We start from the raw sequence: 21003 nt of genomic DNA, 5'->3' as shown, positions 1-21003 counted from the left end.
ATGGGGTGGGAGGTGGACGAGCCTGACCCTCGGCACTGGCGGAAAACGGCTGTGGCTGCTTCGTTCCCGACCTGACCAGGTTGACCGCGCCACCATGCGAGGAGGCCCGTCCGAGCGGGATTGTACCCCAGACCGCGATACCGCGGAGAAATTGCGTTGAATGCCCTTTGCAATGGTGGGTCATTGCCCGCGGCAAATGCGTCGGCTTGATCTGGCGCAGGGAACGCGGGCCGCGGCGGCCCGACCATTCACCGACCCAGACCGTGGTGAGCCAATACATGAACGCAAACGACCAGATCATTCGCGGCGCCCTGGCGCCGCAGGAAATCTCCACCGAAGTCCTGATCGAGAAATACGCCAAGGGCGAAGAGCGCAGCATTGCCGATGTCAGGCAACGCGTGGCGCGCGCGCTGGCGCAGGCCGAACCCGAGGACCAGCGCGAGGCCTGGAGCGCGCGCTTCCTGTGGGCGCAGGAAAACGGCTTCGTGCCGGCCGGGCGCATCAATTCGGCGGCGGGCACCGGCATCCAGGCCACGCTGATCAACTGCTTCGTGCAGCCGGTGGGCGATTCGGTGTCGGAGCCGCGCGAGGGCCGCCCCAGCATCTACACGGCGGTGGCGCAGGCCGCCGAGACCATGCGCCGCGGCGGCGGCGTGGGCTATGACTTCTCCGCGATCCGCCCCGCCGGCGCGCTTGTGCGGGCCACGCATTCGCGCGCCTCGGGGCCGGTGTCGTTCATGAAGGTGTTCGACGCATCCTGCGCCACCGTGGAATCCGCCGGCGCGCGCCGCGGTGCGCAGATGGGCGTGCTGCGCTGCGACCATCCCGATATCGAGAGCTTTATCCACGCCAAGGACAAGGGCGACCTCAGCAACTTCAATATCTCCATCGGCGTCACTGACGCCTTCATGCAGGCCGTGCAGGCCGACGGCGAGGTCGAACTGGTGCATGAGGCCGAGCCGGGCGCCGACATGATCGCCGCGGGCGCCTATCGCCGCGACGACGGCCAGTGGGTGTACCGGCGCGTGCCGGCGCGCAACCTGTGGGACCAGGTCATGCAGGCCACCTACGACCATGCCGAGCCGGGCATCCTGTTCCTGTCGCAGATCAACGCCGACAACAACCTTTATTACTGCGAGCGCATCGAGGCCACCAACCCCTGCGCCGAGCAGCCGCTGCCGTCCTATGGCTGCTGCTGCCTGGGCTCGATCAACCTGACGCGCTTCGTGCGCCAGCCGTTCTCGCCGCAGGCCGAATTCGATTTCGATGCCTTTGCCGAGGTGGTGCGCGTGGCCACGCGCATGCTCGACAACGTGCTCGACGTGACCTTCTGGCCGTTGCCCGAACAGCAGGCCGAGGCCCACGCCAAGCGCCGCGTCGGGCTGGGCTTCCTGGGGCTGGGCAGCGCGCTGGTGATGCTGGGCCTGCGCTATGACGCCGAGCCGGCGCGGCAACTGGCGGCGCGGATCTCGGAACGCATGCGCGACGATGCCTACCTGGCGTCGACCGAACTGGCGGTGGAGAAGGGCGCCTTCCCCTTGTTCGATGCCAATGCCTACCTGCAGAGCGGATTTGCCGGGCGGCTGCCCGAACGCTTGCGCGATGCCATTGCGCGCAATGGGCTGCGCAATTCGCACCTGCTGTCGATCGCACCCACCGGCACGATCACGCTGGCCTTTGCCGATAATGCCTCCAACGGCATCGAGCCCGCCTTCTCGTGGACCTACAACCGCAAGAAGCGGATGCCGGACAACAGCTACCGCAGCTTCGAGGTGGCGGACCATGCCTGGCGGCTTTACCGTCACATGGGGGCCGACATGGCCCAGTTGCCGGACGCCTTCGTCACCGCGCTGCAGATGTCGGCGCTGGACCATATGCGGATGCTGGAGGCGGTGCAGCCGTATATCGACACCAGCATCAGCAAGACCGTCAACGTACCAGAGGATTATCCGTACGAAGCCTTCCGCAACCTGTACCTGGAGGCGTGGAAGGCCGGCCTGAAGGGGCTGGCGACCTATCGCCCCAATTCGGTGCTGGGGGCCGTGCTGTCAGTAGAGGCGCCGGCGGCGGCGCCCGCTGCCGTGGCCGACGACAATCCGTTGGTGCGCCCCTTCGGCAGCCGGCCGGTGGGCGACCTGGAGGGGGTGACGTCCAAGGTCGAATACCTGACCTACGAAGGCCACAAGACCGTTTACCTGACCGTCAACTTCATGCGCGTCGCCGGCGTGGCCGACGGAAAGCCGGTGGAGATCGAGCGTCCGGTGGAGTTCTTCATGCCGGCGGGGCAGCGCAGCGAGGGCCAGCAGTGGATTACCTCCACCATGCGGCTGTTGTCGATGGTGGCGCGCTCGGGCGGCTCGGTGGCCAAGGCGCTGGCGGACATGCGCAACGTGGTGTGGGACAAGGGCACGGTGCGCTACGGCACGCTGGTGCGCCAGGACGGCACCGAGGTGCCGCGCTTCCATGACTCCGAAGTGGCCGCGCTCAGCTACGCGCTGCAGCGCATCCTGATCAAGCGCGGCTTCCTGGATGCCGAGGGCGGCCAGGTGCCGGTAGCGGCGCTGGCCGCCAGGCTCGCCCAGCGCGAGGGTGGGGGGCAGGCGCTGGATGCCGGGGCCGAACTCGCCAGCCAGGCCCGGGCCCCCGGCACCCCCGGTGTCGGCACCGGCAAGCCGTGCCCGGAGTGTGGCGCGCACGCCCTGCACAAGGTCGACGGCTGCGCCAAATGCGCCAATTGCGGCTACGTGGGCGAGTGCGCCTGAGCCCCGCCGCGGGCGGGTTGCGGCCACCGGAGCCGGCCCGCGCGGCGCGTGGCGAATAAAGACCGCGAGGTCGGGGCGGCGGCGGCCGGAGGGGGGCCGCCTTTTGCTACAATCGCCGCCATGAGTTATCAAGTTCTAGCGCGCAAATGGCGCCCCAGGGATTTCACCACGCTGGTCGGCCAGGAGCACGTGGTCCGCGCGCTCACGCACGCGCTGGAACAGCAGCGGCTGCACCATGCCTACCTGTTCACCGGCACGCGCGGGGTCGGCAAGACCACGCTGTCGCGGATCCTGGCCAAGGCCCTGAACTGCATCGGCCCTGACGGCAACGGCGGCATCACCGCCCAGCCGTGTGGGCAGTGCAAGGCCTGCCAGGAGATCGACAGCGGCCGCTTCGTCGACTACATCGAGATGGACGCCGCCTCCAACCGCGGCGTCGACGAGATGGCGCAGTTGCTGGACAAGGCGGTCTACGCCCCGACCTCCGGGCGCTTCAAGGTCTACATGATCGACGAAGTGCACATGCTGACCAACCACGCCTTCAACGCCATGCTGAAGACGCTGGAGGAGCCACCCGGGCACGTCAAGTTCATCCTCGCCACCACCGATCCGCAGAAGATCCCGGTCACGGTGCTGTCGCGCTGCCTGCAGTTCAACCTCAAGCAGATGCCGCCGGGGCATATCGTCTCGCACCTGGACCATATCCTGGCGCAGGAAGGCATTGCCCACGACGGCAACGCGCTGCGGCTACTGGCCCAGGCCGCGCACGGCTCGATGCGCGACGCGCTGTCTCTGACCGACCAAGCCATCGCCTACAGCGCGGGCCAGGTGTCGGAAGACGCGGTGCGCGGCATGCTGGGCGCGATCGACCAGGGCTACCTGGTGCAGCTGCTCGATGCGCTGGCCGCCGAGGACGGCGCCGCCATGCTGGCGATTGCCGATGCCATGGCCGACCGCAGCCTGTCGTTTGCCGGCGCGCTGCAGGACCTGGGCTCGCTGCTGCACAAGGTGGCGCTGGCGCAGGCCGTGCCGGCCTCGGTGCAGGACGAATGGCCCGAAGCCGATGAGGTGCGGCGCCTGGCCGGCGTGTTCGACGCGCAGGAAGTGCAGCTGTTCTACCAGATCGCCAACCTCGGCCGCAGCGAGCTGGCGCTCGCGCCGGACGAGTACGCCGGCTTCACCATGACGCTGCTGCGCATGCTGGCGTTCCGGCCGTCGTCTGAACCCGCCACGACGCAAGGGCAGGGCGGTGGTGCCGCGCCTGCGCGTCAGCGCGGCGCTGCCGTGCTGGAGACCGCCCCGCCCGTTGATACCCGCTATGCGGCGGCTGGTGCCAACGCCGCCGCGCAGGCCAATGCCGGTACTGCGGCGGCGCCTGTCCCTGCCTCTGTGCCCGCACGGGCGGTACAGCCTGCGCCCATGGCCGAAGCTGCGGCAGCGCCTGCCACAGTTGCTGCATCCCCTGAAGCAGCGCCAGCGCGCCCGGCCGCAGCCGCCGGCAACGGGGCCATGTCGCCCGCCGCCGCCGCGCTGGCCGCTGCCCGCCAGGGTTCCGCTGCTCGTGGTGGCGGCCGCAAGGCGCCGCCGCCGGCCATGCCGCCAGCGCCGGCTGCCGCGCAGCGCCCGCCGGCCCAACCCTTGCGCGCGCCCGGCGCCGCAGCCGTGAGCCGCCCGCCGGCACCGGTTGCGAAGGCGCCCATGCAGCCGCCAGTCCAGTCTCCGGCAGCGCCGGCACGGCCCGCCGCGCAGCCCGCGGCGCGCCAGGTGGAGCCGGAATCCGTGCCGCCCTGGGAGTTGGCGGGTGGCAGCGACGTGCCGCCGTGGGAAGAGCTGCCGCCTGACCTGCCGGTCATAGGCCCCTATGACAGCGATCCTGGCTACCGCGACAGCGGTTTCAACGAACCGGCACCGCCTGCCGCCGCGCCGCGTAACGGCCCGGCCCGGCCGGGCCGGGCACCCGCGCGCGAGGCCGAGCCGGCGCGCGAGGCCGCTTCCGTGCCGTCAGCCACGGCGCCGGCAGAGTCCGCCAAATTCGTCGCCCCGCGACCGCCTGCGGCGGGCGAGGATGGCACCCCGCCGGCCTTCACCGGCGAATGGCCGGTGCTGGCCGCTGGCCTGCCCTTGAAGGGCCTGGCACAGCAGCTGGCCTACCAGAGCGAACTGACCCAGGTGGTCGGGCGCACCTTCCACCTGCGCATCCCGGTCGCGGCCCTGGGCGAGAACGGCGTGTCCGAGCGGCTGCAGCAGGCGCTGTGCGACCACTTTGGCGTGCCGGTGCGCGTGGTCTGCGAGGTGGGCGGGGTTTCCATCACCGCGGCGGCCGCCGATGCCGAGGCGCGCGCCGAGCGCCAGCGCCAGGCCGAGGCAGTGATCGAGGCCGATCCCTTTGTACAGGGCCTGCTGCGCGATTTTGGCGGCCAGATCGTGCCGGGCTCGATCCAGCCGCGCGCCGCCTGATCCGCGGCCTGCGTTTGCTTTACCGAACTACTTTGCCGAATTTCTTACCGAATCCAGGAGCATTCCATCATGATGAAAGGTCAACTCGCCGGGCTGATGAAGCAAGCCCAGCAGATGCAGGAAAACATGAAGAAGATGCAGGAGCAGCTGGCCCTGATCGAGGTCGAGGGCCAGTCCGGCGCCGGTCTCGTCAAGGTGGTCATGACCTGCAAGAACGACGTCAAGCGCGTCACCATCGACCCTAGCCTGCTGGCCGAGGGCGAAGACAAGGACCTGCTGGAAGACCTGGTCGCCGCCGCCTTCAATGACGCCGTGCGCAAGGCCGAAGCCACCTCGCAGGAAAAGATGGGCTCGATGACCTCGGGCCTGCCGCTGCCCCCGGGCTTCAAGCTGCCGTTCTGAACGCCACTGTGAAGGCATCGTCCCCGACCTCGCTGCAGGCACTGGTCGAAGCGCTGCGGGTGCTGCCCGGCGTCGGGCCCAAGTCCGCCCAGCGCATGGCCTACCACCTGCTGCAGCACGACCGCGAGGGCGCGCGCAAGCTGGGCGATGCACTGCGCGGCGCGGCGGACCATATCCGCCATTGCCAGCGCTGCAACACCTTCACCGAGCAGGAGATCTGCGCGACCTGCCTGGACGACCGCCGCGACGCCTCGCTGCTGTGCGTGGTGGAAACTCCGGCCGACCAGGTCATGATCGAGCAGACCCTGACCTACCGCGGCAAGTACTTCGTGCTGATGGGCCGGCTCTCGCCGCTGGATGGCATCGGCCCGCGCGAGATCCACCTGGACAGGCTGCTCGCGCGCGCCACCGAGCCTGAGCTGGGCGGCCCGGTCGGCGAGGTCATCGTCGCCACCAACTTCACCAGCGAAGGCGAGGCCACCGCGCACTACATCGGCGAAATGCTCAAGGCGCGCGGCCTCAAGGTGTCGCGCCTGGCGCGCGGCGTGCCGGTGGGCGGCGAGCTGGAATACGTCGATGCCGGCACCATCGCCCGCGCGGTGATGGACCGCCGCAACCTCTGAGCCCGATCGCGCGGGGCCGGAACGCCCACGTGCCCGCGCGCCGATCACCGGATTCCTCCGCCTACCTGCCTGCCCCATGAACCTGGCCCGCTTCGATCTCGTCACGCTTGGCTTGTTCGTCGCCGTGGCCCGGCAGGGCAGCATCTCGGCCGGCGCGCGCCAGTCGCACCTGGCCGTGGCCGCCGCCAGCAAGCGCATCTCAGACCTGGAAACCGCGGTCGGCGCGCCGCTGTTCTTCCGCCATGCCGCCGGCGTGCAGCTGACCGAGGCCGGCCAGGCCTGCTTCCACCATGCGCTGACCATCCTGCAGGACGTCGAACGCATGGCCGGCGTGATGTCGGACTACGCCTCGGGCGTGCGCGGGCAGGTGCGGGTGTGCGCCAACACTTCGGCGATCACGCAGTTCCTGCCCGACGACCTGGCGTCGTTCATGCAGCGCCATCCCACCATCCGCATCGAGCTGGAAGAACAGAACAGCCGCGACATCGTCGCCGCGCTGATCGAGAACCGCGCCGACGTGGGCATCTTTGCCGACCGCACCCCCGCGGCCGGGCTGATGACGATCGAGTACCGGCAGGACGAGCTGGTCATCATCACGCCGCCCAACCATCCGCTGGCCGCGCGCGGCCCGGTGCACTACGCCGATACGCTGGAATTCGACTTCGTCAGCCTGCCGCAGGAAACCTCGCTGGCCGCCCGCCTGCTGGAAGAGAGCAGCCGGCTGGACCGGCCGTTCCGGCTGCGCATCCAGGTGCGCAGCTTCGATGCCATGTGCCGCATGGTGATGGCCGGCCTGGGCGTGGGCGTGCTGCCGCGCATCGCGGCCGAGCCGCATGTCAAGTCGATGGGGCTGTCGCTGGTGTCGCTGCAGGACGCCTGGGCGCGCCGCTCGCTGCTGATCGGGCTGCGCGACCCGGCCGGGCTGACGGTGTCGGCGCGGCTGCTGATCAGCCACCTGTGCGGGGACCGGGCGCCGTTCTGACGCCCCTGTGCTGAGGCGCCTCCGGAGCCTTTCGCGTTCCGAGAAAGCCCGCTTCTCCGATTGCCGATTCCTGGCGGGCCCCTGCTGGGGCACACTCCGTTCGAACGCAATGTATGACAAGCCAGTCATTGGGCTTGCCGCACTGCAACAAAACACCGCATCGCACGGAGACACCCCATGGCGCAACAGATCCTCGAGGGCATTCGCGTCCTCGAACTCGGACAACTCATCGCCGGCCCCTTTGCCGCCAAGACCCTGGCCGACTTTGGTGCCCACATCATCAAGGTGGAGCCGCCGGGGCAGGGCGACCCGCTGCGCAAATGGCGCATGCTGCATGAAGGCACCTCGGTCTGGTGGGAGGCCCAGTCGCGCAACAAGGAGTCGATCTGCATCGACCTGCGCCAGCCGGAAGGCCAGGCACTGGTGCGCAAGCTGGCCGCCGAGGCCGACGTGCTGATCGAGAACTTCCGCCCTGGCACCATGGAGAAGTGGGGCCTGGGCTGGGATGTGCTGCATGCCGACAACCCGCGCCTGATCATGCTGCGCGTGTCGGGCTACGGCCAGACCGGCCCGAAGAAGGATGAGCCCGGCTTTGCCGCCGTGGCCGAAGCCATGGCCGGCCTGCGCCACCTGACCGGCGAGCCTGGCCGCGCGCCGGTGCGCGCCGGGCTGTCGCTGGGCGACACCATCGCCGGCCTGCACGGCGCCATGGGCGTGCTGCTGGCGCTGTATCAGCGCGACGCGCGCGGCGGCGAAGGCCAGGTCATCGACGTGGCGCTGTACGAGTCGCTGTTCAACCTGAGCGAAAGCCTGCTGCCGGAATACTCGGCCTTCGGCGCGGTGCGCCAGCCCGCTGGCGGCGCGTTGCCGGGGATCGCGCCGTCCAATGCCTACCCCTGCGCCAGCGGCGAATACGTGCTGGTGGCGGCCAATGGCGACGCCATCTTCAAGCGCATGATGCTGGCCATCGGCCGGCCCGACCTGGCCGACGATCCGGCGCTGGCGCAGAACGATGGCCGCGTGAAGCGCGTGGACGAAATCGATGCCGCCATCGCGGACTGGACCCGCACGCAGACGGTGGACTCGGCGCTGGCGGTGCTGCGCGACGCGCAGGTGCCGTCTGGCCGCATCTATACCGTCAAGGACATCGCCGAAGACCCGCACTACCGCGCCCGTGGCGTGATCGAGTCGGTGACCTCGGCCGGCGGGCTCACGGTGGAAGTGCCGGGCGTAGTGCCCAAGCTGTCGGCCAGCCCGGGGGAAATCCATGACCGCGCGCCGACGCTGGGCGAGCATACCGATGCGGTGCTGAAGCAGGCTGGCTTCGATGACGCCGCCATCGCCGACCTGCGCGCGCGCAAGGTGATCGCATGAGCGCCGCCGCCAACCTGCGCGGCCCGGCACGCGTCGAGATCAATGAAGTCGCGCCGCGCGACGGCCTGCAGATCGAGCCGGTGGTGGTGCCGACCGACGCCAAGGTCGCCTTCCTCGACGCGCTGTCGGCCTGCGGCTTTGCCCGCATCGAAGCCACCTCGTTCACCTCGGCCCGCGCCATCCCGGCGCTGGCCGACGCCGAGACACTGATGCACCGCATGCGGCGCCACCCGGGCGTGCGCTATACCGCGCTGGTGCCCAACCTGCGCGGGCTGGAGCGTGCGCTGTCGTGCCAGCCGGATGAGGTCAACCTGGTGATGTCGGCCAGCGAGACGCACAATCGCGCCAACCTGCGCATGACGCGCGAGCAGTCGCAAGCGCAATTGCTGGCGATGATCGAGGCGGCGGGCGCCGCCGGTGTGCCGGTCAACGTGTCGCTGTCGACGGTGTTCGGCTGCCCGTTCGAGGGCGAGGTCGATACCGGCGCGGTGATGGCACTGGCCACCCGCTTTGCCGAGGCCGGCGCGGCCGGCATCACGCTGTGCGACACCACCGGCATGGCCTACCCGAACCAGGTCGCGGCGCTGTGCGAGGCCTTCCAGGCCACGCTGCCCGATACCGGCCTGACCATCCACCTGCACAACACCCGCGGCATGGGCCTGGCCAATGCCCTGGCAGCCTGGCAGACCGGCGTGACGCGCTTCGACGCGGCCGCCGGCGGCCTGGGCGGCTGCCCTTACGCCCCCGGTGCCAGCGGCAACGTCAGCACCGAAGACCTGGTCCATATGTTCGACTGCATGGGCGTCGAGACCGGCGTCGACCTGGGCGCGCTGCTCGACGTGGTGGCCGGCATGCCGGCGCTGGTCGGGCGCGACATCCACAGCCAGCTGCTGAGCGCCGGCCCGCGCCTGCGCACGCACCAGCCGCCGGCCTGGATGGCAGAGCATTTCGCCGGGCAGGCATAGCCGGCACCCAGACAAAAACAACACATCCAACAGATAACGGAGACCCTCATGAAGCAAGCCCTTCAACGCAAGTCCGCCATGCCCGCACGGCGCAAGGCCGTAGCCGCCACGCTGGCGGCACTCGGTGTGGCATGGTTCGCGCCTGTCGCCCTGGCGCAGGACGGTACCTATCCCACCCGTCCGGTGACGCTGGTGGTATCGGCCGCGGCCGGTGGCACCACCGACATCGCGGCGCGCATGATTGCGGAACCGCTGTCCAAGGCGCTCGGCCAGCCGGTGGTGGTGGACAACCGTCCCGGCGGCAACGGCAGCATCGCCGCGCAACTGGTGGCGCGGGCCAAGCCGGACGGCTACACGCTGATGCTGCAGTACTCGGGCTTCCACGTGATCACGCCGCTGCTGGTCAAGAACCTGTCGTGGGACCCGGTCAAGGACTTTGCGCCGGTGGCTAATATCCTGTCGGCGCCGCAGGTGCTGGTGGTGCGTCCGAGCCTGCCGGTCAAGTCGCTGAAGGAACTGGTGGCCTACGCCAAGGCCAATCCGGACAAGCTCAACTACGCCTCGTCGGGCAACGGCTCGCTGCAGCACGTCTCGACCGAGCTGCTGAACCAGATGGCCGGCACGAGAATCACGCACGTGCCCTACAAGGGCACCGGCCCGGCCATGACCGACCTGCTGGGCGGCTCGGTGGACCTGACCATCACCACGCCGCCGCCGCTGATGGCCCATATCGCCGCCGGCAAGCTGCGTCCGCTGGTAGTGACCAGCAAGACCCGCCTGCCCAGCCTGAAGGACGTGCCGTCGGCGCCCGAGGCTGGCTACCCCGACCTGGACGTGTCGTCGTGGTTTGCGATGTACGCGCCGGCCGGCACGCCCAAGCCGGTGATCGACAAGCTGACCGGCGAGATCGAGAAGATCATGCGCACCGAAGCCTTCCGCAAGAAGGCCGAGGACCTGGGCGCCGAGGCCAAGTACATGAACCCGCAGCAACTGGGGCAGTACCAGAAGGCGGAGCTGGCGCGCTGGGGCAAGGTGATCAAGTCCGCCGACATCCACGCGGAATGATGGCGAGGGCTGAGGCAAGGTGATCGAAAGGTAAGGGCGCTAAGCTGGCGGGTTTGCTAGGTGTTGATACCGATGCGGTGCATCGCACCGTCCGGTAGCATCGCAATTTGCCGCACCGCGGCGCGCCCCCTTCGAGCGCATGTTGCCGCAGCGCCAGTCCACACGGGTAGGAGATCTCGCATGTATAACAAAAAATTCTGGAAGCAATTCCTGATCGCGCTGGCGCTGTTCCTGGCCGGCTGGTTCACCTTCGGCCAGGCGCAGGCGCAGGGCAAGCCCGAGAAGACCAAGGTCACCATCGCGGTGGGCGGCAAGAACCTGTTCTACTACCTGCCGCTGACCATTGCCGAGCGCCTCGGCTACTTCAAGGAAGAAGGGCTGGACGTCGAGATTGTCGACTTCGCCGGCGGCGCCAAGGCGCTGCAGGCCGTGGTGGGCGGCAGCGCCGACGTGGTCTCGGGCGCCTACGAGCACACCATCAACCTGCAGGCCAAGGGCCAGCGCTACCAGGAATTCGTGCTGCAGGGCCGCGCCCCGCAGATCGTGCTGGTGGTGTCGAACAAGACCATGCCCAACTTCAAGTCGATCGCCGACCTGAAGGGCAAGAAGATCGGCGTGACCGCGCCGGGCTCGTCGACCAACATGATGGCCAACTTCGTGCTGGCCAAGGCCGGACTGAAGCCGTCCGACGTGTCGTTCATCGGTGTGGGCGCCAGCGCCGGCGCGGTGGCGGCGATGCGTTCGGGCCAGATCGATGCGATGGCCAACCTGGACCCGGTGGTGTCGATGCTGACGCAGAAGAACGAAGTGCGCATCGCCTCGGACACCCGTACGCTCAAGGACACCCAGGCCGTGTTCGGCGGCAACATGCCGTCGGGCTGCCTGTATGCGTCGCAGGCGTTTATCCAGCAGAACCCCAACACCACGCAGGCGCTGACCAATGCCATGGTGCGCGCGCTCAAGTGGCTGCAGAAGGCGGGCCCGTCGGACATCGTCAAGACCGTGCCGGAAAGCTACCTGCTGGGTGACCGCGCGCTGTACCTGGCCGCGTGGGACAAGGTCAAGGAAGCGATCTCGCCGGACGGCACCATGCCGGCCGACGGCCCGCGCACCGCGTTCAACGCGCTGAGCCAGTTCGACGCCGAGCTCAAGGGCAAGCCGGTCAAGCTGGAAGAGACCTACACCAACGCTTTCGTGCAGAAGGCCAACGCCAAGTACAAGTAAGACCCTCGCCGTCGATGCCATCGGCCCGCTGTCCGCAGCGGGCCTTTGCTTTGAAACCTTGACGGCCAATCCATCATCACCCGCCCGCACCGCGCCCCCCGGCGCCGCCACGGCGGGACCGAGACGGTTCACCATGAGCACTCCCGCACTTTCCCTCGACAAGGTCACCTGCACCTTTGTCTCGCGCGATGACCGCAGCCAGCGCTATACCGCGGTCCAGGACGTCACGCTGTCGATCCAGCCCGGCGAATTCGTCTCCGTGGTCGGCCCCACCGGCTGCGGCAAGTCCACGTTGCTGAACGTTGGCGCCGGCCTGCTGGAACCCTCCAGCGGCGAGGTGCGCGTGTTCGGCGAACCCCTGCGCGGCATCAACCGGCGCGCCGGCTATATGTTCCAGACCGAGGCGCTGATGCCCTGGCGCAGCGCGCTGGATAACGTCGTCGCCGGCCTGGAGTTCCGCGGCGTGGCGCGCGCCGAGGCCGTGCAGCAGGGCGAGGAATGGCTGCGCCGCGTGGGCCTCGGCGGCTTTGGCGACCGCTACCCGCACCAGCTCTCGGGCGGCATGCGTAAGCGTGTCGCGCTGGCGCAGACGCTGGTGCTGGACCCGGACATCATCCTGATGGACGAACCGTTCTCGGCGCTGGATATCCAGACCCGCCAGCTGATGGAGAACGAGGTGCTGGAGCTGTGGGCCGCCAAGCGCAAGGCCGTGCTCTTCATCACCCACGACCTGGACGAGGCCATTGCCATGAGCGACCGCGTGGTGGTGCTGTCGGCCGGCCCGGGCACACACCCGATCGGCGAGTTTGCCATCGACCTGCCGCGCCCGCGCGACGTGGCCGAGATCCGCAACCATCCGCGCTTTGTCGAACTGCACGCCGCGATCTGGGACGTGCTGCGCGAAGAAGTGCTCAAGGGCTATGCCCAGCAGCTCAAGGTGGCCTGAGCCTTCCCATCACAACAAGACCTGAATTCACGATGGCATTCCGTAACGACTCCAAGGGCATGCTGCGCGTCTGGCAGCTGCTCGTCCTAGTAGTGATCCTCGGCGTGTGGCATATGGCCACGCGCTCGCAGCAGGTTGCCTTTTTCTTTGGTGAGCCGCTGATGGTGGCGCAGCGCATCTGGAGCTGGTTTATCGTCGAGCGCGATATCTACCTGCACCTGGGCGTAACGCTGATCGAAACCGTGCTGGCCTTCGGCATCGGCACGGTGGCGGGGCTGGGCGTGGGCCTGTGGCTGGCGCTGAGCCCGCTGACCTCCGCCATCCTCGACCCCTACGTCAAGGCCATGAATTCGATGCCGCGCGTGATCCTGGCACCGATCTTCGCGGTCTGGTTCGGCCTGGGCATCTGGTCGAAGGTGGCGCTGGCGGTGACGCTGGTGTTCTTTATCGTCTTCTTCAACGTCTACCAGGGCGTCAAGGAAGTGAGCCCGGTGGTGCTGGCCAACGCGCGCATGCTGGGCGCCAACCAGAAGCAGCTGCTGCGCCATGTCTACCTGCCCAGCGCCACCAGCTGGGTGTTCTCGTCGTTGCATACCTCGGTGGGCCTGGCCTTCGTGGGCGCGGTGGTGGGCGAATACCTGGGCTCGGCGCGCGGCGTTGGCTACCTGATCCTGCAGGCCGAAGGCACCTTCGACATCAATACCGTGTTTGCCGGCATCGTGGTGCTGACGGCGTTTGCGCTGGTGCTGGACTGGATGGTCGGCAGGGGTGAGAAGCGGCTGATGAAGTGGCAGCCGCAGAGCGGGGAGACGGAGAAGCTTTGAACTGAAGTGCCGAAGCGAAGGGAAGGGCGGCTGCGGCCGCCCTTTTGCTTTGCCGGCAGCGCTCAGTCTGCGGCGCCTGCCTCAGGCGTATCAAAGCAGACCGATACGGTCAGCCCGCCTCCCGGCGTATCCCCCAGCACCACCGCTGCACCATGCAGCCGCGCGATCTCGCGCACGATCGACAGCCCCAGCCCGGTGCCTTCCACGGCCCGCCCGCTCTCGCCGCGATAGAAGCGCCGGAACACCGCATCGCGCTCTGCCGGCGCGATGCCGGGGCCGTTATCGATCACCTGCAGCCACGGCACGCCGCCGTCCAGCGCCACGCGCACCGTGACCACTGCGCCATGTCCCGCATAGCGGATCGCATTGTCGATCAGGTTGCCCGTCAATTCCTGCAGCAGCTCGGCCTGCCCGGCGACCTCCACCGGCTCTTCCTGCTCGAAGCCCAGGTCGACCTCGCTGCCACGCGCCACCGGCGCCCAGTCCAGTGCCACGCCTTGCGCCAGCGCATCGAGTCGCAGCGGCCTGAGCTTGGGCATATAACCCGCATCAGGCTCCAGTCGCGACAGCGACAGCAGCTGCTGCACGCCCTTGGAGGCATGGCGCACGGTGCCGTGCAGCACCCGCATATGCTCGCGCACGCGTTCGCCGTCGCGCTCGCGCAGCGCCAGCTCGGACTGCGCCTGGATGATCGCCAGCGGCGTCTTGAGCTGGTGCGCGGCATCGGCGAAGAAGCGCTTGCGCGCCTGCACCATGCCGTGGAGCCGGTCCATGTACTGGTTCAGCGCCTGCACCAGCGGTTTCATCTCGGCGGGCAGGTCCTTCTGCTCGATCGGGTCGAGCTGCGTGCCGCGTCGCGCCACCGTGTCCGACAGCCGGTTCAGCGGCCGCAGCCCGCGCCGCACGCCGAGCCAGACGATGCCCAGCGCCAGCGTCACCAGCATCAGTTCCTGCAGCAGCGAGCCGATCAGGATGTCGCGCGCCAGCAGCTGGCGCGGCTCGATGGTCTCGCCCACCAGCACCCACACCAGCCGCGTGCGTGCCGAGCCCACGTCGTGCACCGGCAGCGCCTGGGCCGCCATGCGCAGCGGGTGCTCGCGGAAGACGGTGTCGTAGAACTCGGTGCGGTACAGCCGCAGCGGTGCCTCGGCCGGCATCGGCAGGTCGTCGTAGCCGGTCACGGTGGCACCGTCCTCGTCGCGGATGCGGTAGAAGATGCGCGGGCCGGCCTGGTCGTCGAAGAGTTCCAGTGCCAGGTTGGGCACGTCGACCTGGAGCCGCCCCTCGCGCAGGCGGATGCCTTCGCGCATCGCGCGCAGCGACGCCTCCAGCGTGCGGTCGAAGGCGATATGCGCGGCCGACATGGCGCGCTCATAGGTCAGCCACGCATCGAAGGCGAGCAGGCCCATCAGCGGCAGCAGCAGCCATAGCGACAGCTGCAGGCGCAGGCTGGGCGCCTGTCGTGGGCGCTTCATGCCACCGGCCGCGCTTCGAGCAGGTAGCCCAGCCCGCGCAGCGTGACGATGGCCACGCCGCTGCCGTCGAGCTTCTTGCGCAGCCGGTGCACGTAGATCTCGATCGCATCCGGGTTGACCGATTCGTCGATGCCGAAGATCTTCTCCGACAGCGCCGCCTTGTTCACCGCGCGGCCATCGCGCAGCAGCAGCACCTCCAACACGGCGCGCTCGCGCCCGGTCAGCGGGAGCAGCTCGCCGTGCAGCAGGACGGCACGGCTGACGCTGTCGTAGTGCAGCGGGCCGCAGGCGATCTGCGTGCTCTCATGCCCGTGGGCACGGCGGATCAGCGCGCGGGCGCGCGCTTCCAGTTCGGACAGGTCGAAGGGCTTGGTCAGGTAGTCGTCGGCGCCCAGGTCCAGGCCGCGCACGCGGTCTTCGACTGAGCCGTGCGCGGTCAGGATCAGCACCGGCAGCGGGTTGCGGCGCTGGCGCAGGCGGCGCAGCACTTCCAGGCCATCCAGTCCGGGCAGGCCCAGGTCCAGGATCAGCAGCGCGTAGTCCTGCGTGCTGAGCAGGTTGTCGGCGCTGCGGCCGTCGTGCATGCAGTCGACCGTGAAGCCGGCCTGGCCCAGGGCCTGGCTCAGGGAATTGGCCAGCATCACATTGTCTTCGGCAAGCAGGATACGCATGGGGCAGGGCAGTCAGGCGGCAATACGGAAAAACGGCCGGAACGGCCGAGGCCAGACAGATACAGGGAAGTGTGCCGGCTTAGAAGCTAGGGAAACCACCAACCCCGCTGCGGCGCCGCGCCTGCGAAAAGCCTGCATTCCGAAAGCGAACTGAAAGTGCGCGTCCCCTACCATCCGGCCGGCTAACGATTCACACAACAAGCACAAGCAAGGAGATAGCATGAAGCGTACGGCAATGGCATTTGCAGCGATGGGTCTGGCTGCAGCCGGGTCGGCATCCGCCCAATCGAGCGTGACCATGTATGGCCTGGTGGACGCCGGCATCGAATATGTCAGCCACGCGGGCCCGGACGGCTCGGCGGTCAAGCTGACCTCGGGCGGCAAGAACACCTCGCGCTGGGGCATCCGCGGCAGCGAAGACCTGGGCGGCGGCCTGAAGGCGATCTTCGCCCTGGAAAGCGGCATCGCCATCGACACCGGCAAGCTGGACACCGACAACACGCTGTTCGACCGCCGTGCCACGGTGGGCCTGGCAAGCCGCTACGGCCAGGTGGTGCTGGGCCGCACCTTCACCACGACCTACGACTTCATGCTGCCGTTCGACCCGATGGGCTACGCGCCAGCCTATTCGTGGGCCACCTCATCGACCGCGACCGGCGGCCGCAAGGACGGCCTGTTCTCGCGCGCCTCGAACGCGGTCCGCTATGACGGCAGCTTCGGCGGCCTGAAGCTGGGCGCGACCGTGGCCATGGGCGAAGTGGCGGGGGACTTCAAGAGCTCGTCCAAGTACGCGCTGGGGGTGGGCTACAGCGCCGGCAACTTTGCCGCGGCCGCCACCTGGGACCGCCAGAACGGCGCCGGCAGCAGCACCACGCCGGCCGACAGCACCGACTACATCCAGGGCATCCATGCCGGCGCCAGCTATGATTTCGGCGACCTGAAGCTGTTTGCCGGCTACCGCAACTACAAGCGCACCTTCACCACCGGCGCGGCAACGGACCGCAGCGACATGTACTGGGGCGGCGCCAGCTATGACTTCACGCCGGCCTTCACGCTGTACGGTGCGGTCTACAAGCAGAACATCAAGGGCGGCAACAATGCCGACCCGATCCTGTTCTCGCTGCGCGGCCAGTACGCGCTGTCCAAGCGCACGGCGGCCTACCTGTCGGTGGGCTATGCCGATGCGCGCAACGGGCAGAACGTCAGCGTCTCGCGCGACCTGGTCGGCTTCGCCAACAACCAGACCGGCGTCATGGCCGGCCTGCAGCATCGCTTCTGAGGAAGGGGCGGCCTGAGTGGCCTGAATGGCCGCACCGGCCTGTTGGGAACTGCCCGCCGCCTGGCGCATGGGTGTGCGCCATCCAGGGCGGCTGGCAGCTTGAGGCGCGTTGCCTCAGCCGGGCGCAGGGCGTAGCCGCACGCCTTGCGCCCCTCTTTTACCGGCGGGCAGGGCGCGCCGCCGGCGTGCGTGCCGCTCAGGGCACGATCACGATCTTGCCAGTGACCTTGCGCGCTTCCATGTCCTTGAGCGCCTGCGGGGCCTGCTCCAGCGGATAGCGCGCCGAGATATGCGGGCGGATCTTGCCTTCCTTCATCCAGCCCAGCATCTGCGCCATATTGGCCTGGTTGGCCTTGGGCTCGCGCCGAACGAAGTCGCCCCAGAACACGCCCACCAGCGACGCACCCTTGAGCAGCGCCAGGTTCAGCGGCAGCTTTGGGATCTCGCCATTGGCAAATCCCACCACCAGGTAGCGGCCGCGCCAGCCGATCGAACGGAAGGCCGGTTCGGCATAGATGCCGCCCACCGGGTCGTAGATCACGTCCGGGCCCTTGCCGTCGGTCAGTGCCTTGATGCGCTCGCGCAGGTCTTCGGTGCTGTAGTTGATCAGCGCATCGGCGCCATGCTCCTTGCACACCGCCAGTTTCTCGTCGGTCGAGGCGGCGGCGATCACGCGCGCGCCGATGGCCTTGCCGATCTCGATCGCCGCCAGGCCCACGCCGCCGGCCGCGCCCAGCACCAGCATGGTCTGGCCGGCCTTCAGCTCGCCCCGGTCGATGACCGCGTGGTGCGAGGTGCCGTAGGTCAGCGTGAAAGCCGCCGCGGTCTCGAAGTCGATGCCGGGCGGCATCGGCACCACCGACGCCGCCGGCGCCTTGGCCTGGCTGGCGAACGCGCCGTTGCCCAGGTAGGCGATCACCTTATCGCCCGGCTTGACGTGGGTGACGCCTTCGCCTACCGCATTGACCACGCCGGCCAGCTCCGAGCCCGGGCTGAACGGCAGGGCAGGCTTGGCCTGGTATTTGTTCTGGATGATGAGCACATCCGGGAAGTTGACGGCGGCCGCCTTGACGTCGATGACCACTTCGCCCTTGGCCGGCACCAGGTCGGGCAGGGTTTCGATGGTCAGCGAATCGGGCGGGCCCCAGGCTTTGCACATTACGGCTTTCATCTTGTCTCCGGTGATGTTGGTGGCATTTCACGCCAGTCAAGCTTATGCGGGCGGGCAGGGCAAGTGTAGCGCAGAAATAGCACGGTCGTTCTGTTCCATGCCCAAGCGATGGAGGTGGTTATTTGCTGCCTGCATACAGCGCCAGAAACGTGCTTTCAGGGCGGCGCGCGGGCCGCTTGCGCGCGCGCGCTCAGGTACAATCGCGCCATGCATATCCTTCTCGCCAACGACGACGGTTATCTCGCGCCGGGACTGGCCGTTTTGCATGCCGCGCTCGCGCCGCTGGGCCGGATCACGGTCATCGCGCCGGAGCAGAACCATAGCGGTGCCTCCAACTCCCTGACCCTGCAGCGGCCGCTGTCGATCTACGAAGCGCGCGAAGGCGTGCAAAAAGGTTTTCGCTTCGTCAACGGAACGCCGACCGATTGCGTGCATATCGCGCTGACGGGCCTGCTGGAAGAAAAACCCGACCTGGTGGTGTCCGGCATCAACCAGGGACAGAACATGGGCGAAGACGTGCTGTACTCCGGCACCGTCGCCGCCGCCATCGAGGGCTACCTGCTGGGCATTCCGTCGATCGCCTTCTCGCAGGTGGACAAGGGCTGGGAGCACCTGGACGCCGCGGCACGCGTGGCGCGCACCGTGGTGGAGCGCATCATCGGCACGCCGCCGGCCGAGCCGTTCCTGCTCAACGTCAATATCCCGAACCTGCCGTTCGAACATATCAAGGGCTACCGCGCCACGCGCCTGGGCAAGCGTCATCCGTCGCAGCCGGTGATCACGCAGGTCAATCCGCGCGGCGACACCAACTACTGGATCGGCCCGGCGGGCGATGCGCGCGATGCCAGCGAGGGCACCGATTTCCATGCAACTGCGGCGGGCTACGTCTCGCTCACGCCGTTGCAGCTCGACCTGACGCACCGCGGGCAGCTCGACGCGCTCGACCAGTGGTTGAAGTAGGCCACCGATCCGCAGTGTCGCGCCCCCGATGAGTTCCACGCCCCGTCGCAACAAGTTTCCGCTGCCGCTCGATGCCGTAGTCGAGCGCAAGCCCGCACCGGCCCGCACTGCCGGCATGCCTGCCGTGGGCACGCCGCGGCCGGCCGCGCCCACGCCCACGCCAGCCAAGCCGGCCAAGCCGCGCCTGCCACGCACCGCCGCACCGGCGCCCGCGCCGGTGCCTGCAAGTGCGGTCGAGCAACGCGCCTCGGCGGCCACCGCAGGCGGCGGCGGCATGGCCTCGGCGCGCGCGCGCGTGGCGCTGGCGGCGCGGCTGCGTGCCGCGGGCATCCGCGACGAGCGCGTGCTGTCGGCCATCGCCACCGTGCCACGCCACCTGTTCGTCGAGCCGGGACTGGCATCGCAGGCGTATGAGGACGCCGCGCTGCCGATCGGCCATCAGCAGACCATTTCCAAGCCGTCGGTGGTGGCGCGCATGATCGAGCTGCTGCGTGAGGGCCTGGCCGCCGACGCGCCGCTGGAGCGCGTGCTCGAGATCGGCACCGGCTGCGGCTATCAGGCCGCGGTGCTGAGCCAGGTGGCGCGCGAAGTCTTCTCGATCGAGCGCATCCGCCCGCTGCACGAGCAGGCCAAGGCGAACCTGCGGCCGCTGCGCGTGCCCAACCTGCGCCTGCACTACGGCGACGGCATGTTGGGGCTGCCCCAGGCGGCGCCGTTTTCGGCCATCATCCTGGCCGCGGCCGGCATGGAGGTGCCCGAGGCGCTGCTTGAGCAACTGGCCATCGGCGGGCGCCTGATCGCCCCGGTGGCGGTGATGCCGCCGGCGGGCGTGCCGGGCCAGACCGTCACGCAGCAGCTGTTGCTGATCGAGCGGCGCAACCGCCATCGCTTTCACAGAACCGCGCTTGAAGCCGTTTTCTTTGTGCCCTTAAAATCGGGCACCATCTGAGTCGAACTATGCACAACATCGTGAAATCGCAATATTTCGCACGCGCCGGACAACTTTTTGCGGCCTCGGCGCTGACGGCCCTGCTGGCCGCCTGCGCCAATTCGCCGATGCCGGCACCCGTGGTTGACCGTACCTCCACTTCCGGTACCACGGCCGCGACGCTGGAACCGGCGCCCCCCGGATACTATCGGGTCAAGCGAGGTGATACCCTTTACCGTATCGCGCTGGAGAACGGCCAGTCGTATCGCGATGTGGCAACGTGGAACAATCTGAGCAATGTGAACCAGATCGAGGTCGGCCAGCTGCTGCGCATCGTGCCGCCGGGTGCCGACGTCAACACTGCGCCTGGCGTGGCCACCATGCCGGTGGCGCCGGGCACGGTGCAGGCGCAGCCGATAGACCAGGCCCGCCCGGCCGCCACGCCGGTGGCCCCGGCTGCGGCCGCTTCGGCGCCCGCGGCAACGCCCGCCGCGCCCGCCGCGGCCGCGGCACCGGTCGCCGATGGCGCGATGAAGCTGGCCTGGCCGGCAACCGGCCAGACGGTCGGGAAATTCGACGACAAGGGCAATAAAGGCATCGATATTGCGGGCAAGAAGGGCGATGCGGTGCTGGCCGCGGACGATGGCCGGGTGATTCACGTTGGCCCCTTGCGCGGCTACGGGAATCTTGTCATCATCAAACACAATGAGACATTTCTTACTGCTTACGGGCACAACGACAAGGTGCTCGTGGCTGAGCAATCCGCGGTCCGAAAGGGCCAGAAGATTGCGGAGATGGGCAACAGCGATACCGACCGGGTAAAGCTTCACTTCGAAGTTCGCAAGAACGGAAAACCGGTTGATCCGATGCGGTACCTGCCGCCACAGTGAGGGTT

The 21003-nt window shown here is 68.4% G+C and carries 18 protein-coding genes and 1 other RNA gene; 15 read left to right on the top strand and 4 right to left on the bottom strand.

Annotated elements, in window-relative coordinates; genetic code table 11:
* Window positions 1-12: 12 nt before the first annotated feature.
* An RNA gene (gene ffs / locus AC1Q7H_RS14685) (signal recognition particle sRNA small type) lies at window positions 13-111 on the bottom strand.
* Between the two features lie 167 nt (window positions 112-278).
* Between ffs and AC1Q7H_RS14680 the strand changes: the two genes are divergently transcribed.
* The 11 genes from AC1Q7H_RS14680 (at window position 279) to AC1Q7H_RS14630 (ending at window position 13624) form a co-directional block, all read left to right on the top strand.
* On the top strand, window positions 279-2762 hold the full coding sequence (locus tag AC1Q7H_RS14680; protein WP_492381414.1) for an adenosylcobalamin-dependent ribonucleoside-diphosphate reductase: 2484 nt from the start codon (window positions 279-281) through the stop codon (window positions 2760-2762).
* Between the two features lie 120 nt (window positions 2763-2882).
* On the top strand, window positions 2883-5219 hold the full coding sequence (locus tag AC1Q7H_RS14675; RefSeq protein WP_492381413.1) for a DNA polymerase III subunit gamma/tau: 2337 nt from the start codon (window positions 2883-2885) through the stop codon (window positions 5217-5219).
* 69 nt (window positions 5220-5288) lie between these two features.
* Entirely contained in the window at window positions 5289-5621 is a 333-nt protein-coding gene (locus AC1Q7H_RS14670; protein WP_013957243.1) for a YbaB/EbfC family nucleoid-associated protein, read from the top strand.
* A gap of 8 nt (window positions 5622-5629) precedes the next feature.
* Entirely contained in the window at window positions 5630-6244 is a 615-nt protein-coding gene (recR, locus tag AC1Q7H_RS14665; RefSeq protein ID WP_013957242.1) for a recombination mediator RecR, read from the top strand.
* A gap of 76 nt (window positions 6245-6320) precedes the next feature.
* Window positions 6321-7226: a LysR family transcriptional regulator gene (locus AC1Q7H_RS14660; protein ID WP_013957241.1), complete on the top strand. Its 906-nt coding sequence runs from the start codon at window positions 6321-6323 to the stop codon at window positions 7224-7226.
* 177 nt (window positions 7227-7403) lie between these two features.
* Complete coding sequence (locus AC1Q7H_RS14655; RefSeq protein ID WP_013957240.1) at window positions 7404-8600, top strand: CaiB/BaiF CoA transferase family protein; 1197 nt, start codon at window positions 7404-7406, stop codon at window positions 8598-8600.
* Window positions 8597-9565, top strand: a complete 969-nt coding sequence (locus AC1Q7H_RS14650) for a hydroxymethylglutaryl-CoA lyase (RefSeq protein ID WP_211979883.1) — start codon at window positions 8597-8599, stop codon at window positions 9563-9565. The genes AC1Q7H_RS14655 and AC1Q7H_RS14650 overlap by 4 nt, the downstream gene beginning before the upstream one ends.
* A gap of 48 nt (window positions 9566-9613) precedes the next feature.
* On the top strand, window positions 9614-10630 hold the full coding sequence (locus AC1Q7H_RS14645) for a Bug family tripartite tricarboxylate transporter substrate binding protein (RefSeq protein WP_492381412.1): 1017 nt from the start codon (window positions 9614-9616) through the stop codon (window positions 10628-10630).
* Between the two features lie 180 nt (window positions 10631-10810).
* On the top strand, window positions 10811-11854 hold the full coding sequence (locus tag AC1Q7H_RS14640; RefSeq protein ID WP_013957237.1) for an ABC transporter substrate-binding protein: 1044 nt from the start codon (window positions 10811-10813) through the stop codon (window positions 11852-11854).
* 133 nt (window positions 11855-11987) lie between these two features.
* Window positions 11988-12800, top strand: a complete 813-nt coding sequence (locus AC1Q7H_RS14635) for an ABC transporter ATP-binding protein (RefSeq protein WP_013957236.1) — start codon at window positions 11988-11990, stop codon at window positions 12798-12800.
* Between the two features lie 32 nt (window positions 12801-12832).
* Complete coding sequence (locus tag AC1Q7H_RS14630; RefSeq protein WP_013957235.1) at window positions 12833-13624, top strand: ABC transporter permease; 792 nt, start codon at window positions 12833-12835, stop codon at window positions 13622-13624.
* A gap of 62 nt (window positions 13625-13686) precedes the next feature.
* On the opposite strand, the gene AC1Q7H_RS14625 is transcribed toward AC1Q7H_RS14630, so the two are convergent.
* Together AC1Q7H_RS14625 and AC1Q7H_RS14620 are read right to left on the bottom strand one after the other, a co-directional pair.
* Complete coding sequence (locus tag AC1Q7H_RS14625) at window positions 13687-15099, bottom strand: sensor histidine kinase (RefSeq protein WP_492379016.1); 1413 nt, start codon at window positions 15097-15099, stop codon at window positions 13687-13689.
* Window positions 15096-15770 (bottom strand): response regulator, encoded by a 675-nt coding sequence (locus AC1Q7H_RS14620; protein WP_492381411.1) that lies wholly within the window; start codon window positions 15768-15770, stop codon window positions 15096-15098. Before AC1Q7H_RS14620 ends, AC1Q7H_RS14625 begins: the two co-directional genes overlap by 4 nt.
* Window positions 15771-15990: 220 nt before the next feature.
* On the opposite strand from AC1Q7H_RS14620, the gene AC1Q7H_RS14615 reads away from it, so the two are divergent.
* On the top strand, window positions 15991-17049 hold the full coding sequence (locus AC1Q7H_RS14615) for a porin (RefSeq protein ID WP_153953635.1): 1059 nt from the start codon (window positions 15991-15993) through the stop codon (window positions 17047-17049).
* A gap of 196 nt (window positions 17050-17245) precedes the next feature.
* Here the strand turns inward: AC1Q7H_RS14615 and AC1Q7H_RS14610 are convergent, their stop codons facing one another.
* On the bottom strand, window positions 17246-18220 hold the full coding sequence (locus tag AC1Q7H_RS14610; protein WP_492381410.1) for an NADPH:quinone oxidoreductase family protein: 975 nt from the start codon (window positions 18218-18220) through the stop codon (window positions 17246-17248).
* A gap of 207 nt (window positions 18221-18427) precedes the next feature.
* Here AC1Q7H_RS14610 and surE point away from each other — a divergent pair, with 207 nt between their 5' ends.
* Genes surE through AC1Q7H_RS14595 form a run of 3 tightly spaced genes read left to right on the top strand, consistent with a single transcriptional unit; the run spans window position 18428 to window position 20998 of the window.
* Window positions 18428-19180, top strand: coding sequence for a 5'/3'-nucleotidase SurE (gene surE / locus AC1Q7H_RS14605; protein ID WP_013957231.1), 753 nt, complete (start codon window positions 18428-18430; stop codon window positions 19178-19180).
* A gap of 28 nt (window positions 19181-19208) precedes the next feature.
* Entirely contained in the window at window positions 19209-20129 is a 921-nt protein-coding gene (locus AC1Q7H_RS14600) for a protein-L-isoaspartate(D-aspartate) O-methyltransferase (RefSeq protein WP_211979880.1), read from the top strand.
* An 8-nt stretch (window positions 20130-20137) separates the two neighbouring features.
* Window positions 20138-20998: a peptidoglycan DD-metalloendopeptidase family protein gene (locus tag AC1Q7H_RS14595; RefSeq protein WP_013957229.1), complete on the top strand. Its 861-nt coding sequence runs from the start codon at window positions 20138-20140 to the stop codon at window positions 20996-20998.
* Window positions 20999-21003: the final 5 nt, after the last annotated feature.

The sequence above is a fragment of the Cupriavidus sp. GW823-FHT06D04 genome (assembly GCF_058795055.1).
This window is presented reverse-complemented; position numbering and strand designations above follow the sequence as displayed.

Coding starts and splice junctions, on each gene's coding strand:
- AC1Q7H_RS14630 (WP_013957235.1), top strand. CDS start 12,833: ATGGCATTCCGTAACGACTCCAAGGGCATGCTGCGCGTCTGGCAGCTG.
- AC1Q7H_RS14600 (WP_211979880.1), top strand. CDS start 19,209: ATGAGTTCCACGCCCCGTCGCAACAAGTTTCCGCTGCCGCTCGATGCC.
- AC1Q7H_RS14660 (WP_013957241.1), top strand. CDS start 6,321: ATGAACCTGGCCCGCTTCGATCTCGTCACGCTTGGCTTGTTCGTCGCC.
- AC1Q7H_RS14670 (WP_013957243.1), top strand. CDS start 5,289: ATGATGAAAGGTCAACTCGCCGGGCTGATGAAGCAAGCCCAGCAGATG.
- AC1Q7H_RS14655 (WP_013957240.1), top strand. CDS start 7,404: ATGGCGCAACAGATCCTCGAGGGCATTCGCGTCCTCGAACTCGGACAA.
- AC1Q7H_RS14650 (WP_211979883.1), top strand. CDS start 8,597: ATGAGCGCCGCCGCCAACCTGCGCGGCCCGGCACGCGTCGAGATCAAT.
- AC1Q7H_RS14620 (WP_492381411.1), bottom strand. CDS start 15,770: ATGCGTATCCTGCTTGCCGAAGACAATGTGATGCTGGCCAATTCCCTG.
- AC1Q7H_RS14615 (WP_153953635.1), top strand. CDS start 15,991: ATGAAGCGTACGGCAATGGCATTTGCAGCGATGGGTCTGGCTGCAGCC.
- AC1Q7H_RS14640 (WP_013957237.1), top strand. CDS start 10,811: ATGTATAACAAAAAATTCTGGAAGCAATTCCTGATCGCGCTGGCGCTG.
- AC1Q7H_RS14610 (WP_492381410.1), bottom strand. CDS start 18,220: ATGAAAGCCGTAATGTGCAAAGCCTGGGGCCCGCCCGATTCGCTGACC.
- AC1Q7H_RS14595 (WP_013957229.1), top strand. CDS start 20,138: ATGCACAACATCGTGAAATCGCAATATTTCGCACGCGCCGGACAACTT.
- AC1Q7H_RS14680 (WP_492381414.1), top strand. CDS start 279: ATGAACGCAAACGACCAGATCATTCGCGGCGCCCTGGCGCCGCAGGAA.
- AC1Q7H_RS14675 (WP_492381413.1), top strand. CDS start 2,883: ATGAGTTATCAAGTTCTAGCGCGCAAATGGCGCCCCAGGGATTTCACC.
- surE (WP_013957231.1), top strand. CDS start 18,428: ATGCATATCCTTCTCGCCAACGACGACGGTTATCTCGCGCCGGGACTG.
- AC1Q7H_RS14645 (WP_492381412.1), top strand. CDS start 9,614: ATGAAGCAAGCCCTTCAACGCAAGTCCGCCATGCCCGCACGGCGCAAG.
- AC1Q7H_RS14635 (WP_013957236.1), top strand. CDS start 11,988: ATGAGCACTCCCGCACTTTCCCTCGACAAGGTCACCTGCACCTTTGTC.
- AC1Q7H_RS14625 (WP_492379016.1), bottom strand. CDS start 15,099: ATGAAGCGCCCACGACAGGCGCCCAGCCTGCGCCTGCAGCTGTCGCTA.